At 69.5% G+C, this 14,893-nt stretch carries 14 protein-coding genes; 8 read left to right on the forward strand and 6 right to left on the reverse strand.

Annotated features, from left to right (window positions below; genetic code table 11):
- Nucleotides 1–35: 35 nt before the first annotated feature.
- Nucleotides 36–704 carry a response regulator transcription factor gene (locus CA234_RS06760; protein WP_064310484.1) on the reverse strand — a complete coding sequence of 223 codons (669 nt, stop codon included), beginning with the start codon at nt 702–704 and terminating at the stop codon, nt 36–38.
- A gap of 42 nt (nt 705–746) precedes the next feature.
- Nucleotides 747–1,091: a hypothetical protein gene (locus tag CA234_RS06765; RefSeq protein WP_125973842.1), complete on the reverse strand. Its 345-nt coding sequence runs from the start codon at nt 1,089–1,091 to the stop codon at nt 747–749.
- A 117-nt stretch (nt 1,092–1,208) separates the two neighbouring features.
- On the opposite strand from CA234_RS06765, the gene CA234_RS06770 reads away from it, so the two are divergent.
- Entirely contained in the window at nt 1,209–2,993 is a 1,785-nt protein-coding gene (locus CA234_RS06770; protein ID WP_126001200.1) for an ATP-binding cassette domain-containing protein, read from the forward strand.
- A 66-nt stretch (nt 2,994–3,059) separates the two neighbouring features.
- Here the strand turns inward: CA234_RS06770 and CA234_RS06775 are convergent, their stop codons facing one another.
- Together CA234_RS06775 and hrpB are read right to left on the reverse strand one after the other, a co-directional pair.
- A complete protein-coding gene (locus CA234_RS06775; RefSeq protein WP_084584007.1) occupies nt 3,060–3,341 on the reverse strand; it encodes an ETC complex I subunit in 282 nt (93 codons plus the stop codon).
- A gap of 11 nt (nt 3,342–3,352) precedes the next feature.
- Entirely contained in the window at nt 3,353–5,896 is a 2,544-nt protein-coding gene (hrpB, locus tag CA234_RS06780; protein ID WP_126001201.1) for an ATP-dependent helicase HrpB, read from the reverse strand.
- A gap of 60 nt (nt 5,897–5,956) precedes the next feature.
- Between hrpB and CA234_RS06785 the strand changes: the two genes are divergently transcribed.
- A complete protein-coding gene (locus CA234_RS06785) occupies nt 5,957–6,175 on the forward strand; it encodes a hypothetical protein (RefSeq protein WP_125973848.1) in 219 nt (72 codons plus the stop codon).
- An 82-nt stretch (nt 6,176–6,257) separates the two neighbouring features.
- Here CA234_RS06785 and CA234_RS06790 read toward each other — a convergent pair whose 3' ends face one another.
- Complete coding sequence (locus CA234_RS06790; protein ID WP_125973850.1) at nt 6,258–7,271, reverse strand: polyprenyl synthetase family protein; 1,014 nt, start codon at nt 7,269–7,271, stop codon at nt 6,258–6,260.
- An 82-nt stretch (nt 7,272–7,353) separates the two neighbouring features.
- On the opposite strand from CA234_RS06790, the gene CA234_RS06795 reads away from it, so the two are divergent.
- From CA234_RS06795 to CA234_RS06810, 4 genes are all read left to right on the forward strand, one after another.
- Nucleotides 7,354–7,662 carry a chorismate mutase gene (locus tag CA234_RS06795; RefSeq protein WP_125973852.1) on the forward strand — a complete coding sequence of 103 codons (309 nt, stop codon included), beginning with the start codon at nt 7,354–7,356 and terminating at the stop codon, nt 7,660–7,662.
- Between the two features lie 37 nt (nt 7,663–7,699).
- Complete coding sequence (locus CA234_RS06800) at nt 7,700–8,815, forward strand: glycosidase (protein ID WP_126001202.1); 1,116 nt, start codon at nt 7,700–7,702, stop codon at nt 8,813–8,815.
- 190 nt (nt 8,816–9,005) lie between these two features.
- Entirely contained in the window at nt 9,006–10,589 is a 1,584-nt protein-coding gene (locus CA234_RS06805) for an alpha-amylase family glycosyl hydrolase (protein ID WP_126001203.1), read from the forward strand.
- A 121-nt stretch (nt 10,590–10,710) separates the two neighbouring features.
- Entirely contained in the window at nt 10,711–11,721 is a 1,011-nt protein-coding gene (locus CA234_RS06810; protein ID WP_126001204.1) for a glycosyltransferase family 4 protein, read from the forward strand.
- Here CA234_RS06810 and CA234_RS06815 read toward each other — a convergent pair.
- Nucleotides 11,707–12,594 carry a helix-turn-helix domain-containing protein gene (locus tag CA234_RS06815; RefSeq protein ID WP_126001205.1) on the reverse strand — a complete coding sequence of 296 codons (888 nt, stop codon included), beginning with the start codon at nt 12,592–12,594 and terminating at the stop codon, nt 11,707–11,709. The genes CA234_RS06810 and CA234_RS06815 overlap by 15 nt on opposite strands.
- A gap of 115 nt (nt 12,595–12,709) precedes the next feature.
- On the opposite strand from CA234_RS06815, the gene pobA reads away from it, so the two are divergent.
- Both pobA and CA234_RS06825 read left to right on the forward strand, forming a co-directional pair.
- Complete coding sequence (gene pobA / locus CA234_RS06820) at nt 12,710–13,879, forward strand: 4-hydroxybenzoate 3-monooxygenase (protein ID WP_126001206.1); 1,170 nt, start codon at nt 12,710–12,712, stop codon at nt 13,877–13,879.
- Between the two features lie 2 nt (nt 13,880–13,881).
- Nucleotides 13,882–14,892, forward strand: coding sequence for an aldo/keto reductase (locus CA234_RS06825; RefSeq protein WP_126001207.1), 1,011 nt, complete (start codon nt 13,882–13,884; stop codon nt 14,890–14,892).
- The last annotated feature ends 1 nt before the right edge of the window (nt 14,893 follow it).

Here is a 14,893-nt window from a genome sequence, read left to right on the forward strand (position 1 = left end):
CGCTGGAAATCGGCTCGGCCTCCACCCACCCGGCCTCAGGTAAAGCTGGCTTCGTCGAGGCTGTAGCCCAGGCCGCGGATGGTGGTGATCACGTCGGCGCCCAGCTTCTTGCGGATGCGCGTGACGAACACTTCGATGGTGTTCGAATCGCGGTCGAAATCCTGGTCGTAGATATGCTCGATCAGTTCGGTGCGGCTCACCACCTTGCCCTTGTGGTGGAGCAGGTAGCTGAGCAGCTTGTATTCCTGCGCGGTCAGCTTCACCGGCTCGCCCGCCTTGGTGACCTTGCCCGAACGCGTGTCGAGCCGGATGTCGCCCGCGGTCAGCTCGGCCGAGGCGTTGCCCGAGGCGCGGCGGATCAGCGCGCGCAGCCGGGCGATCAGCTCCTCGGTCTGGAACGGCTTGGCGACATAGTCGTCGGCGCCGGCATCGAGCCCCGCCACCTTGTCCGACCAGCTGTCGCGCGCGGTGAGCACCAGCACCGGCATGGTGCGGCCTTCCTTGCGCCAGCGATCGAGCACGGTCAGCCCGTCGATCTCGGGCAGGCCGAGGTCGAGGATGATCGCGTCATATTGCTCGGTCGAGCCGAGGAAATGGCCTTCCTCGCCGTCGGTCGCGAGGTCGACGGCATAGCCCGCGCCCTCGAGCGCGGTGCGCAGCTGGATCCCGAGATTGGGTTCGTCCTCGACGATCAGAAGTCGCATTCGCTGTCCCGTCCTTTTCTGTGTGCTCTAATTCTGTCTGCTCTAGCTGCCCATGCGGCGGAGGACCTGGCCGGTATGGCCGTCCACCTCCACCCAGATCACCGATCCATTGCGCAGGAACTTGAGCGTGTAAACGTCGTGCTCGGGATCATAGTCGAACCCGAGATATTGCGCGCCCGGCATCTTCGGGATCACCCGCCGCTCGATCTCGCGCGCGGGCAGATTCTGGCCGCGAAGCCGCCGCTCGCGCGCCGCACGCTGGCCGTCATCCTGCTCCGCGCCGATCGGGCGCGCGAGGACCGGGCTCGTGAGCGCGAGGCTCGCAAGACACGCGATCAGAACGGGTTTGACCAACATCGGCATCGGAATGGCATAGGGTCCGGGCATTGAATAGCCCCTGAACATGAACGTCAGTCGCGGTTCGGCAATTGTGGCATGGGTGCATCGCGGTCCGCCATGCCTGGCCGCTTGCGGGGAGGCCCGCCGCCTCCTAGGTGCTGCACCATGGCTGCTCCGGTGCTTTCCTATGAAGGGCTGGGTCTCGTTCAGGGATCCGGCTGGCTTTTCCGCAATCTCGACCTGCATGTCGGCGAACGCGATCGGCTCGCGCTGATCGGCCGCAACGGCGCGGGCAAGACGACCTTGCTCAAGCTGATCGCCGGCGCGATCGACAGCGATGAGGGCCGCCGCACCATCGTGCCCGGCACCCGCGTCATCCTGCTGGAGCAGGAACCGCGCATGGCCGGCTGCACCACGCTGATGGACTATGTCCTCTCCGGCGACGACGCTCCCGCCCGGCACGAGGCCGAGGCGATCGCCGACCAGCTGGGCATCGACCTGTCGCGCGAGGCGGCCACCGCCTCGGGCGGCGAGCGTCGCCGCGCCGCCATCGCCCGCGCGCTGGCGCAGGACCCCGACGTGCTGCTGCTCGACGAGCCGACCAACCATCTCGATCTCGGCGCGATCGAATGGCTGGAAGACTGGCTGACGCGCTACAAGGGCGCCTTCGTCGTCATCAGCCACGATCGTACCTTCCTCACCCGCCTCACGCGCCAGACGCTGTGGCTCGATCGCGGTTCCATCCGCCGCGCCGAGATCGGCTTTGGCGGGTTCGAGGCATGGACCGAGCAGGTCTATGCCGAGGAGGAGCGCAACGCCCAGCGGCTCGACGCCAAGCTCAAGATCGAGGAGCATTGGCTCCAGCGCGGCGTCACCGGCCGCCGTCGCCGCAACCAGGGCCGCCTCGCCAAGCTGAAGGAAATGCGGGCCGAGCGCGCCGGCATGGTGGGCCCGCAGGGCACCGCCGCACTCGCCACCGCCTCGGACGGCAACCAGACCAAGGTGGTGATCGACGCCAAGCACGTCACCAAGCGCTTCGGCGAGCGGACGATCATCAAGGACCTGACCTTCCGCGTCACCAAGGGCGACCGGATCGGCATCGTCGGGTCGAACGGCGCGGGCAAGTCCACGTTGCTCAAGATGCTCACCGGCGAGCTCCAGCCCGACGAGGGCACGGTCAAGCTCTCCCAGACGCTCGATGCGATCATCATCGACCAGCAGCGCAGCCTGATGGCGCCCGACAAGCGGGTGCGCGAGGTGCTGGCCGACGGCGGCGACTGGATCGACGTGCAGGGCGCGCGCAAGCACGTCCATGGCTATCTCAAGGAATTCCTGTTCGACCCCAGCATCGCCGAGGCACGGATCGGCACGCTGTCGGGCGGCGAGCGCTCGCGCCTGCTGCTCGCGCGCGAGTTCGCGCGGCCGTCCAACCTGCTGGTGCTCGACGAGCCGACCAACGATCTCGATCTCGAGACGCTCGACCTTTTGCAGGAAGTAATCGCCGATTATGCCGGCACGGTGCTGATCGTCAGCCACGACCGCGACTTTCTCGACCGCACCGTCACGGTGACGCTGGGCCTAGACGGCAGCGGCACGGTCGACGTGGTGGTCGGCGGCTATGCCGATTGGGAAGCCAAGCGGCGCCCGAGGATCGAGCCGAAGAAGACGAGCAAGCCGGCGGCTGCTGCACCGGCTCCCGAGGCGCCCAAGGCACGCACCAAGCTCAGCTACAAGGACCAGCGCGACTACGAGCTGCTGCCCAAGCGCATCGAGGAGATCGACCAGACGATCGCCCGCGACGAGGCGCTGCTGGCCGATCCGGCGCTCTACACCAAGGATCCGGCGAAGTTCGCCAAGCTGAGCGAGGGAATCGCCAAGCTCCGCGAGGAGAAGGACGCGGCCGAAATGCGCTGGCTGGAGCTGGCGGAAATGGTCGAGGGGCTGGCGTAAGCGCCGCCCCCCTGCCCTGCATCGTCAACGGTCGCTTCCCCCGCCGGGCGAGGGAAGCAGCGGCGATCAGCGGAAATTGTCGGCGTAGGCCTGCAGCTTGAGCTTGCGCTGCGGTGCCGGCACGACGTGATAGGCATAGCCTTCGCGCTCGGCATAGTCCTTGGCCGCCTCCAGCGTCGGGAAGGAAATGCGGACCTGGTTCGCGGTCTCGCCGCCGCCGGCCCAGCCGGTCAGCGGATCGGGCCGCTGCGGCGTGTGCGGCTCGAACTCGAGGACCCAGTTGTCGGTCCGGGCGCGGCCGGACTGCATCGCGTTCTTGACGCGCTGATAGATGCGAGCGGACTTCATGGGGCCATCCTTTAGCGCGCCCCGCGCGCCCTTGCATCAGCGTTTTTCGTCCGTAGCGTTGCGGAGGCCGCCGCCGGATCCTCGGGCCAGGGATGGCGGGGATAACGGCCGCGCATTTCCTTGGCGACCGCCGCCCAGCTGCCCTTCCAGAAGCCCGGCAGGTCGCGCGTCGTCTGGATCGGGCGCCCTGCGGGCGAGGTGAGGCTGAGCACCAAGGGCACATTGCCGCCGATCATCGGATGCTCGGCGAGGCCGAACAGCGCCTGGACGCGTACTTCCACCGTGGGACCGGCTTCGGCGGCATAGTCGATCGCGTGGGACGAGCCGGCAGGCGTCTCGAAGCGTGCGGGCGCGAGGCGGTCGAGCGTCTTCTGCCCGTCCCAGCCGAGCAGGTTCTGCAGCGCCTGGGTGAGCGATTCGGGGCTCACCGCATCGAGCCGGCGCTTGCCCTCCAGCGCGGCGGGCAGCCAGTCGTCGAGCGTGGCGATCAGCGCTTCGTCGGTCAGCGCCGCGATCCCGGCATAGGCGCCGCGGGTGCGTAGCGCCTGCGCGGTGGCGGACCAGGGGAGCAGGTGGAGGCCATGGGTGCGCACGCCCTCCAGCAGCGCCGATTCGATTTCGGCGGGCGTCGCGCCCGAGTCGCTGCCGCCGGAGAGGCGGACGGCGCCGAGCCGCCGTTCGCGCAGCGCCTCGATGCGGCCGGTGGCGGGATCGAATCTGACGGTGCGGCGGGTCCCGATGCGGTCGGCGAACAGCGATTCGACCGTGGCGGCGTCCATCGGCGCGGCGGAGAGAATGCGCGCGCCCGCGGCCATGCCCTGCGTCTCGGCCACCGCGAGCCAGTCGGCGCGGGCGAGCGGCGAGGTCGAATCGAGCTTGAACCCGCGCCCGCCGACCGACGCCCAGGTTTCTCCCGAGCCGTCGCGGCGCCTGGCGACGCGATCGGGGAAGGCGAGCGCCACGCAGAGGGCGACCTCTTCTCCCTGCGCTCCCCCTCCTGCGCGCGGGAGGGGGCCGGGGGGTGGGCCCCCGGCATCGGCACCGGAATCGCTTGGGAAGCGCGGGGGCCCACCCCCTAGCCCCCTCCCACTTGCAGCAGCGGGGACCAGCTTGCTCCAGCGTTCGGCCAGCCGCCGCGCATTCTCGGCCCTCTGGCCGCGCTCGCCCTTCCACCGGCGCAACCGCAGTTCGAGGTCGGCATCACTGCCCCCCAGCCCGCGCTCGCCGAGCAGCACCGCCACCGCCGCCGCCGTCCGTGCCATGCCCCGCTCGCTGGCGCGCACCAGCATGTGGCCGAGGCGTGGCGGCAGCGGCAGGCGGGCGATCGCCTTGCCATGTTCGGTCGGGCGGCCGTCGGGGTCGATCGCTTCCAGCGCCCCCAGCCGCGCCCGCGCCTCGGCGATCGCAGCCTCGGGCGGCGGATCGAGCCAGGCGAGCTGGCGGGGATCGGTCACGCCCCAAAGCGCGCAATCGAGCATCAGCGCCGACAGATCGGCTTCCAAAATCTCCGGCGGATCGAAGCGCGGCAGCCCCGCGGTCGCCGCCTCCTCCCACAGCCGATACGCCGTACCCGGCCCCTGCCGCGCGGCACGCCCGGCGCGCTGGGTCACCGCCGCCTGGCTCGCCCGCTCGGTAACCAGCCGCGTCATCCCCGCCGCGCGATCGTAGCGCGGGCGGCGCGCCAGCCCCGAATCGACCACCACCCGGATGCCGTCGAGCGTCAGCGAGGTCTCGGCGATCGAGGTCGCCAGCACGATCTTGCGCCGCCCCTCGGGATCGGGCGCGATCGCGGCGCGCTGCGCGGCGGGCTCCAGGCTGCCGTGCAGCCGGTGGAGCATCGCGCCGCCGATGTCGCCCAGCCGCTCCGCAGTCCGCTCGATCTCGGCCACGCCCGGCAAAAAGGCGAGGATGCCCCCCTCCTCCTCGCGCAACGCCTGCCGCACCGCGCCCGCGACCGAATCCTCGATCCGCGCCTCGGCCGCGCGGCCGAGATGGCGCAGCGTCAGCGGGAAGCTGCGGCCTTCGCTCTCCACCACCGGCGCATCGCCCATCAGCCCGGAGAAGCGGGTGCCGTCGAGCGTCGCCGACATCGCGACCAGCCGCAGGTCCGGCCGCAGCGCACCCTGCGCATCGAGCGCCAACGCAAGGCCGAAATCGCTGTCGAGGCTGCGTTCATGCACCTCGTCGAACAGTACGGCGGAGACGCCCGCCAGCTCGGGATCGGCCTGGATGCGGTTGACGAAAATGCCCTCGGTGACCACCGTCACCCGCGTCGCGGCCGAGCGCTTGCTGTCCATCCGCGTGGCATAGCCGAAGGTCTTGCCGACGCTTTCGCCCGCCAGCGCCGCCATCCGCTCCGCCGCCGCGCGCGCCGCGAGCCTGCGCGGGGAGAGCAGCAGGATTTCGCCGGTGCACCAGGCCTCGCCGAGCAGCGCCGGGGCCACCGCCGTGGTCTTGCCTGCCCCCGGCGGCGCGACCAGCACCGCATTGCTCGCCACCCGCAGCGCATCGAGCAGCGCCGGCAAAACAGCGTGGATCGGCAGGGGTGACGTCATTCGGCTGCAACCATTCGGGACAAGCGTGGTTAGGCGGACTCACCGCCAGAGGAGCGCGACATGGCACGAATCCTTTCCCAGTTCACCATCACCCCGGACAGCGACGGCGATTACACCCTCCACCTCGAGGACGAGGACGGTGAGACGATCGAGATGACGGCGAGCTACGAGCAGCTCGACCTGATCGTCGAGGGCATCGAGGAAGTGCTCGACATGGACGAGGAAGACGCGCTCGAAGTCGACGAGGACGAGGGCGAAGAAAAGTCGACCGAGGCGTAATCCCCGGAAGCTTTTTGATGGTCGCATTTCCCGAGCCTTGGATCGCAAGCGATCCACTCGGAAATGCTCCGGTCGGCGCGCGTCAGTAGGCGCGCGCCACCGCGAATTCGACCGCCTCGACCATCGCGTCCTTCGCCTCGCAGGCGCGGAAGCCGCCCAGCGCATCGATCGCGCGCTGGCCGTAATGGCGAGCACGGGCGAGCGTGTCGTCCACCGCACGGCAGCTCTGCACCAGCCGGATCGCCTCGGCGAAATCCTCGTCCGCGATGCGGCGGCCGGAGATCGCTTCCTTCCAGAAGCCGCGTTCCGCCTCGGTGCCACGCGCATAGGCGAGGATCACCGGCAGCGTCATCTTGCCTTCGCGGAAGTCGTCGCCGGCATCCTTGCCCATCGTCGACGCGTCCGAGACATAGTCGATCGCGTCGTCGACCAGCTGGAAGGCGATGCCCAGGTTGCGGCCATAGGCGTCGAGCGCGAGCTCTTCGGCCTCCGGACGCTCGGCGACCACGCCCGCCACCCGGCAGGCGGCGGCGAACAGCGCGGCGGTCTTGGCGCCGATGATATCGAGATAGCGATCCTCGGACAGGTCGATCCGGCGCACCGCGGTGAGCTGGTTGACTTCGCCCTCGGCGATCACCGCGCTGGCGTTCGACAGGATGTGCAGCGCCTTGAGGCTTTCGGCCTCGACCATCAGCTCGAACGAGCGGCTGAACAGGAAGTCGCCGACCAGCACGCTGGCGGGATTGCCCCAGATGATGTTGGCGGTGCGGCGGCCGCGGCGCAGGTCCGAGCTGTCGACCACGTCGTCATGCAGCAGCGTCGCGGTGTGGATGAACTCCACTGCCGCCGCCAGCTTGTGGTGGCGCGTGCCCGAATAGCCGAGCAGCCGAGCGCTGGCGAGCGTCAGCATCGGCCGCATCCGCTTGCCGCCGCCGGCGATCAGATGGCCGGCGAGTTCGGGGATCAGCGGGATCTCGGACTGCATGCGATCGAGGATCACCGCGTTCACCAGGTTCATGTCCTGGGCGACCAGCGCCATGATCGGATCGAGCGAAGGCTGGGTTCGCGAGCCCAGGCGGTGGACGGTTGCGCTCATATGCAACGAGCCTCTGGCCTTTGTGCATTGCAAAGGCAAGAGGTGCTTGCATGGCCGTGCCGCAGCGGCAAAGGAGATTCGCATGACCGACGCGACGCTGACCCGCTATCGCCAGAGCATCGACAATATCGATGCGGCGCTCGTCTTCATGCTCGCCGAGCGGTTCAAGGTGACCCAGGCGGTGGGGCGCTACAAGGCCGAATCCGGGCTGCCGCCCGCCGATCCCGGCCGCGAGGAGGCGCAGATCGCCCGGCTGCGCGCGCTGGCGCAGGATGCCGATCTCGACCCCGAATTTTCCGAGAAATTCCTGCGCTTCATCATCGACGAGGTGATCCGGCACCACCGCCAGGCCCAGGAAGCCGGCGCTGAAGCCGGAACCCCCGGGGCCTGACCCCGTTGCTGGGCGTGAAACCCGAGGGGGCAAGCGCTTGAGCGACGATTATCTGATCTTCCGGCCCGACGATGTCGACCTGACCCGCTCGCCGCTGCGCGCCGGGGTGGACGAGGCGACCTATGTCCTTGGCGCCTTCAACCCCGGCTTCGCGCGGCTGCCGAACGGCAATCTGCTGCTGATGGTGCGCGTGGCCGAGGCGCTGCGCGATCCGGTGGTGGACGGGCATGCCCGCGCCATTCGCTGGACGCCTTCGGGCTATGTGCTCGACGCGCATGCCGTCGCGGGGCTCGACATGGCCGATCCGCGCCAGTTCGCGCTCAAGGACCGCAATCCGCGGCTGCTCGGGCTTACCTCGCTCTCCTGGCTGTTGCCGGTGGAGCTGGATGCCGATGCCCGCACGGTGGTGGCGGTGCATTACGACAAGGCGATCGCGCCCTCGGCCAGCTATCTCGATTACGGTGTCGAGGATGCGCGGATCACGTTGATCGACGGCACCTATTGGATGACGGTATGCGGCGTCTCGGCCGAGCGGCACTGCACCGCGATGTACCGCTCTTCGAACGGCCTCGACTGGGAGCTGCTCGGGGTGGTGCTCGACCACCAGAACAAGGACATGCTGCTGTTCGAGGGCCGCATCGACGGCTTCTTCCACGCACTCACCCGGCCGCTGGGCGAGGTCTATTTCGCCTATCCGGACGACTCGCCCTGGCTGGGTGGCCCCTCGATCAATCTCGCCCGCTCGCCCGACGGGCTGCATTGGAAGCCACTGGACCAGCCCGGCCTCCGCACGCGCAAGGGCTCGACCTCGAACCAGCGGATCGGCGGCGGCAGCCAGCCGGTGCTGACCGAGGCGGGCTGGCTGCTGATCTATCACGGGGTGGAGAAGCGCGACGCGGTCGGCATCTATCGCAGCTTCTGGGCACTGCTCGACCGCGACGATCCCAGCGTCATCCTGCGGCAGGAGGATGCGGTGCCGCTGCTGGAGGCCAATCCGGCGCTCACCGCGGACATCGCGCACCAGCTGTATCTGCCGACCCCGGTGGTGTTCACCACCGGGCTGGTGGATGCGGGCGAGCGCTACATCGTCGCGAGCGGCGAGGCGGATCTGGCCTGCCGGATCACGCATATTCCCAAGGCGCGTTTCCGGTGAATGGCCCTGCAATTCCTCCCCGGCACGGGGAGGGGGACCGCCGCCGAAGGCGGTGGTGGAGGGGCCGCGCCGCAGGCGCGGTGCGGAGGACGCGCGCCGGACCACCGCCGCGTGCCGCGACGGCCCCTCCACCATGCTGCGCATGGTCCCCCTCCCCGTTCCGGGGAGGAATTTTCACGAGGAACCCCCAATGACCGAACCACGCTGGTGGCAGACGGGCGTGATCTACCAGGTCTATCCGCGCTCGTTCAACGACTCGAACGGCGACGGCATCGGCGACCTGGCGGGCGTGACCGCGCGGCTCGACTATCTGGTCGATCTCGGCGTCGACGCGGTGTGGCTGTCGCCGATCTTCCCCTCGCCGATGGCCGATTTCGGCTACGACGTGGCGGATTATTGCGGGATCGATCCGCGCTTCGGCACGCTCGCCGACTTCGATGCCCTGCGTGACGCAGCCCATGCCCGCGGCCTGAAGCTGCTGCTCGATTTCGTGCCCAACCACAGCTCGAGCGAACATCCCTGGTTCCGCGAAAGCCGGTCCTCGCGCGAGAACCCCAAGCGCGACTGGTATATCTGGCGCGACCCTGCCGCAGATGGCGGGCCGCCGAACAACTGGCAGAGCTATTTCGGCGGCAGCGCCTGGGAATGGGACGCGGACACGGGCCAATATTATCTCCACCAGTTCCTCAAGGAGCAGCCCGAGCTCAACTGGCGCAACCCCGATCTGCGCGCGGCAATGCTCGATGCGATGCGTTTCTGGTTCGATCGCGGCGTCGACGGCTTCCGCATCGACGTGCTGTGGCTCGCGATCAAGCACCCGGACTTCCCCGACAACCCCGCCAATCCGGACTGGCGCGAAGGCATGCAGGACATCGAGCGGCTGCTGCCGGTCCATTCCGCCGACCAGCCCGAGATGATGGAGATCATCGCCGCGATGCGCGAGGTGGCGGAGGCCTATCCCGAGCGCGTACTGATCGGCGAGATCTACCTGCCGATCCCGCGCCTCGTCGCCTATTATGGCGAGGGCGGCAACGGCGTGCACCTGCCCTTCAACTTCCATCTGCTCGACGCACGCTGGGATGCCGCGGCGCTGGCCGGGCTGATTACGGACTATGAGGGCGCGCTGCCGGCCAATGGCTGGCCCAACTGGGTGCTCGGCAACCACGACAAGCCGCGCGTCGCCTCGCGCGTAGGGCCGGACCAGGCAGCGGTGGCGATGATGCTGCTGCTCACGCTGCGCGGTACGCCGACCTTGTACCAGGGCGACGAGCTCGGCATGTCCAACGTCGCCATCCCGCCCGACCGGGTACGCGACCCGCAGGCGCTGCGCGAGCCCGACACCGCGTTCAACCGCGACGAGGTCCGCACGCCGATGCCCTGGGATGCCAGCGCGCATGCCGGGTTCAGCAGCGTCGAGCCCTGGCTGCCGCTCAATCCCGATTGGGCGGAGCGCAACGTGATGGCGCAGCGCGACGCGGCGGGGTCGATGCTGAGCTTCACCCGCGCGCTGCTTCAGCTGCGGCGGGCGCATCCGGCGCTGTCGGTTGGCAGCTGGCACGCGGTGTCGAGCGACGGCGCGGTGCTCGCCTACGAACGCCGGCATGGCGACACGCGCGTGCTGGTAGCGCTCAACCTGTCCGATGCACCGCAGACGCTGGCGCTGCCGGCATGGGCCGCCGCGCTGGCGCCGGTCCTCACCACGCCCCGCCATGACCTTCGCGTGGAGGGCTCCCCCCTCCCCCTCGCCCCGAACCAAGGCATCCTGCTCGCATGATCAACCCACCCGTGCCCCTGCGAAAGCAGGGGCCCAGAGCCACGCGCGATTCGCTCTCCAACCCTGCGCCCCTGCTTTCGCAGGGGCACGGTGACGCTTTGCGCACAAGCGGGCCCGCCGCATGAAGATCGCGATGCTCGCGCCGATCGCCTGGCGCACCCCGCCGCGGCATTATGGCCCCTGGGAGCTGGTGACGAGCCTGCTCACCGAGGCGCTGGTCGCCAAGGGCGTCGACGTCACCCTGTTCGCCACCCAGGACTCCATCACCACCGCGCGCCTCGCCGGCGTCGTGCCGCGCGGCTACGAGGAAGATCCGGCGATCGACGCGAAGGTATGGGAATATGCCCACCAGTCGCACCTCTTCGCCCGCGCCGCCGAGTTCGACCTGATCCACAACCAGGCCGATTTCCCCGCCCACGCCTATGCCTCGCTGATCGACACGCCGATGGTGACGACGATCCACGGCTTCTCCTCCGAGCGCATCCTGCCGATGTACAAGCCGTTCGAGGACCGCGTGCACTATGTCGCGATCTCGGATGCCGATCGCCACCCGGCGCTGCGCTATGCCGCGACCATCCACCACGGCATCCGGCTCGACGAATTCGCCTTCGACGCCGACGGCAGCGACGACCTGCTGTTCTTCGGCCGCATGCACCCGGACAAGGGCGCGGCCGAAGCGATCGCCGTCGCCCAGGCGACCGGCCGCCGGCTCGACCTCTACGGCATCGTCCAGGACCAGGGCTATTTCGAGCGCGAGGTCCAGCCGCACCTCGACGACCGGATCGTCTATCACGGCCCGGTCGGCGGCGAGGCCCGCATCCGCGCACTCGGCAGCGCCCGCGCGCTGCTCCACCTGATCAATTTCGACGAGCCCTTCGGCCTGTCGGTGATCGAGGCGATGGCCTGCGGCACCCCGGTGATCGCGGTGCGGCGCGGCTCGATGCCCGAGCTGATCGACGACGGCCAAACCGGGCTGCTCGTCGCCTCGGCCGACGACGCGGTGGAGGCGGTCGAACGCGTTGGAGCGATCGATCGCGCCGCCTGCCGGTGCGCCATCGAGGCGCGCTTCTCGGTGGAGGCGATGGCCGATCGCTACATCGCGCTGTATCGCGAGGTCCTAGCGCGCGACTGAGGCCCCACCCCGCTCGCGAAAGGCGCGCGGCGGGGCACCCACATGCCGCGCAAAGAAGCGCGAGAAATAGGCCGGGTCCTCGAACCCCACCGCGTCGGCGACCTCGCTGACCGACAGGTTCGAATAGAGCAGCAGCCGCCGCGCCTCGAGCAATGCCCGCGCATCGAGCATCGCCGCGGGGCTGCTGCCCGCGACCCGGCTGCAGGCGAGGCGCAGCGCGGTGACGCTCACCCCCAGCGCGCGGGCATGGACGCCGACGGGCTCGCGCAGGCGAAACCGCGCCTCGATCCGCGCGCGCAGCCGCGCCACCACCTCCGCCTCGCGCCGGCTGCCGCTCCCCCGCGCTGCCGCCGCCCCGCCGCAGCGCAGGCTGCGCACCAGGATCGCGAGCAGCGCCGCTTCCACCGCCGCGCGCTGGCCGGGCGCCGACCAACTGAGCTCGCGCTGGACCTCGCCGAGCGCCGCGGCGATCGCCTCCCCCTCGCCTTCGGTCAGCGGCAGCGCTCGCGGCATCCGGAACAGACCGTCGAGCGCCGGATCGCGCATCGCCAGCTGGGCGAAATAGGCGTCGGCGAGGGTGCAGACCCAGCCGCGCGACTCCTGATGCCAGCCAAAGCCATGGACGATCGCGGCCGGCACCAGCAGCAGCGCAGGCGCCGCGAACGTCACCGTCTCGGCCTCGGCGGTCATCGCGCCGCCGCCCTCGGCGATCAGGATCACATGGTGGAGATCGCGGTGGAGATGCGGGCGTATCGTCCATTCGCTCGGCCGCGAGCGATCGTCGAGATCCTCGACATGGACGAACCCCTCGGCGACGCCCCGCTGCGGCTCGCCATAGAGATAAAAGGCCGGGACCGGGCTCCGCGCGCGCATGGAAGGAGCGTTACACGGCCGGGCGAATCGTCCAAGCAAAAGGTTGACGTGTCCCTCACGCACCGTTGCGCGCCTCGGCACCATGCTGCGCAACAAGAAACGTGGAGAGGCTCCCATGCGGACACAGGTTGCGATCATCGGCGCAGGCCCTGCAGGGTTGCTGCTCGGCCATTTGCTGCGGGCGGAAGGCATCGACGTGGTCGTCGTCGAGCGCGCCACGCCGGACTATGTCCTGGGCCGCATCCGCGCCGGCGTGCTGGAGCGCACCGCGACGATGCTGATGGAGCGGGTCGGTCTCGCCGGCCGCATGCACCGCGAGGGCCTGCCGCATGACGGCTTCGCGCTCGCCGATGGCGACCGGCTGATCCGCATTCCCGTCACCGAGCTCACCGGTCACCATGTGCTGGTCTACGGCCAGACCGAGCTGACCCGCGACCTGATGGAAGCCGCCCCAGCGCGCGGGCTCCAGGTGCTCTACGGCGCCGCCGATGTAGCGCTGCACGATCTCGAAAGCGACGCGCCGTACCTAACCTACAGCCAGGACGGCCGCGCCGAGCGGATCGATGCGGACTTTATCTGCGGCTGCGACGGCTTCCACGGGCCCTCGCGCAAGGCGGTGCCGGCCAGCGTCGGCGCCGCCTACGAAAAACTCTATCCGTTCGGCTGGCTCGGCATCCTTGCCGATGTGCCGCCCTGCCATCACGAGCTGATCTACGTCAACCACGACCGCGGCTTCGCGCTCGCCTCGATGCGCTCGGCGACGCGCAGCCGCTATTACATCCAGGTGCCGCTCGACGAGGACCTCGGCGACTGGCCCGACGACCGGCTGTGGGACGAGCTGGCGGTGCGCCTCGGCCCCGAGGCCGCAGCCAGCCTCACCCGCGGCCCGGCGATCGAGAAGTCGATCGCGCCCTTGCGCTCCTTCGTTTTCGAGCCGATGCGCCACGGCCGGCTGCTGCTCGCCGGCGACAGCGCGCACATCGTGCCGCCCACCGGCGCCAAGGGGCTCAACCTCGCCGCCTCGGACGTGCACTATCTCTCCGAGGCGCTGGTCCGCCACTATCGGCACGGCGACCAGGACGCGATCGGCGGCTATTCGCAAAAGGCGCTCGCACGGGTCTGGAAATCCGAGCGCTTCTCGTGGCAACTGACCAAGCTGATGCATCGTTTTCCGGAGACCGATGCGTTCGATCGCCGGATGCAGCTGGCCGACCTGGACTATATTGCCACGTCGCGCGCGGCACAGACGACGATCGCCGAAAACTATGTAGGATTGCCGCTCTGACCATGACGACGCTGCCCACCCGCAAGATCGGCCCCTTCACCGTCTCGGCGATCGGGCTTGGCTGCATGAACCTCAGCCACGCCTATCTGCCGCGCCCCGACGCGGCCGATGCCGAACGGCTGCTGCTCCATGCGCTGGATGCGGGCGTGACCTTCCTCGACACCGCCGCGCTCTACGGCTTCGGCGCGAACGAGGAACTGCTCGGCCGCACGGTGATGCATCGCCGGGGGGACTTCACGCTGGCGAGCAAATGCGTGCTCGGCGGATCGGACGGCAAGCGCGGGATCGACGGCAGCCCGGAAGCGATCACCCGCACGCTGGAGGACTCGCTCCACCGACTGAACACCGAGCATATCGACCTCTATTACATGCACCGGCTCGACCCCAAGGTGCCGGTGGAGGAGTCGGTCGGCGCGCTCGCCCGCGCCGTGGAGGCGGGCAAGATCGGCGCGATCGGGCTTTCGGAGATGTCGGCGGCGACGCTGCGGCGCGCGCACGCCGTGCATCCGATCGCGGCGATGCAGACCGAATATTCGCCCTGGACACGCAACCCCGAGATCGCGGTGCTCGATGCCTGCACCGAGCTCGGCACCGGCTTCGTCGCCTTTTCGCCGGTCGCGCGCGGGCTGCTCGCCGGCGGAATCTCGGCCGAGGGCGTGCCCGAGGGTGACCTGCGTCGCGGCATGCCGCGCTTCCAGGGCGAGAACCTCGCCCGCAACCTCGACATGGCCGCGCGCTTCCGCGCGATTGCCGAGGCGGCGGGCTGCTCGATGGCGCAATTGTGCATGGCGTGGCTGCTGTCGCGCCGGGAGTTCATCGTGCCGATCCCCGGTACGACCCGGATCGACCATCTCGACGACCTGCTCGGCACCTTCGCCCATCCGGTGGCGCCCGAGCTGCTCGCCCAGGTCGACGCGCTGTTCCCGCCCGACGCCGCCGCCGGCCCGCGCTATGCCCGGGAGGCGCAGGCGCAGGTCGACACCGAAGTCTGGCCGGACGAGCAGCTGGCCTGAG

Source organism: Sphingomonas sp. ABOLE (assembly GCF_003950455.1).
Classification (GTDB): Bacteria; Pseudomonadota; Alphaproteobacteria; order Sphingomonadales; family Sphingomonadaceae; genus Sphingomonas; species Sphingomonas trueperi.

Coding starts and splice junctions, on each gene's coding strand:
- CA234_RS06770 (WP_126001200.1), top strand. CDS start 1,209: ATGGCTGCTCCGGTGCTTTCCTATGAAGGGCTGGGTCTCGTTCAGGGA.
- CA234_RS06825 (WP_126001207.1), top strand. CDS start 13,882: ATGACGACGCTGCCCACCCGCAAGATCGGCCCCTTCACCGTCTCGGCG.
- CA234_RS06765 (WP_125973842.1), bottom strand. CDS start 1,091: ATGCCCGGACCCTATGCCATTCCGATGCCGATGTTGGTCAAACCCGTT.
- CA234_RS06760 (WP_064310484.1), bottom strand. CDS start 704: ATGCGACTTCTGATCGTCGAGGACGAACCCAATCTCGGGATCCAGCTG.
- CA234_RS06810 (WP_126001204.1), top strand. CDS start 10,711: ATGAAGATCGCGATGCTCGCGCCGATCGCCTGGCGCACCCCGCCGCGG.
- pobA (WP_126001206.1), top strand. CDS start 12,710: ATGCGGACACAGGTTGCGATCATCGGCGCAGGCCCTGCAGGGTTGCTG.
- CA234_RS06815 (WP_126001205.1), bottom strand. CDS start 12,594: ATGCGCGCGCGGAGCCCGGTCCCGGCCTTTTATCTCTATGGCGAGCCG.
- CA234_RS06795 (WP_125973852.1), top strand. CDS start 7,354: ATGACCGACGCGACGCTGACCCGCTATCGCCAGAGCATCGACAATATC.
- CA234_RS06775 (WP_084584007.1), bottom strand. CDS start 3,341: ATGAAGTCCGCTCGCATCTATCAGCGCGTCAAGAACGCGATGCAGTCC.
- CA234_RS06785 (WP_125973848.1), top strand. CDS start 5,957: ATGGCACGAATCCTTTCCCAGTTCACCATCACCCCGGACAGCGACGGC.
- CA234_RS06790 (WP_125973850.1), bottom strand. CDS start 7,271: ATGAGCGCAACCGTCCACCGCCTGGGCTCGCGAACCCAGCCTTCGCTC.
- hrpB (WP_126001201.1), bottom strand. CDS start 5,896: ATGACGTCACCCCTGCCGATCCACGCTGTTTTGCCGGCGCTGCTCGAT.
- CA234_RS06805 (WP_126001203.1), top strand. CDS start 9,006: ATGACCGAACCACGCTGGTGGCAGACGGGCGTGATCTACCAGGTCTAT.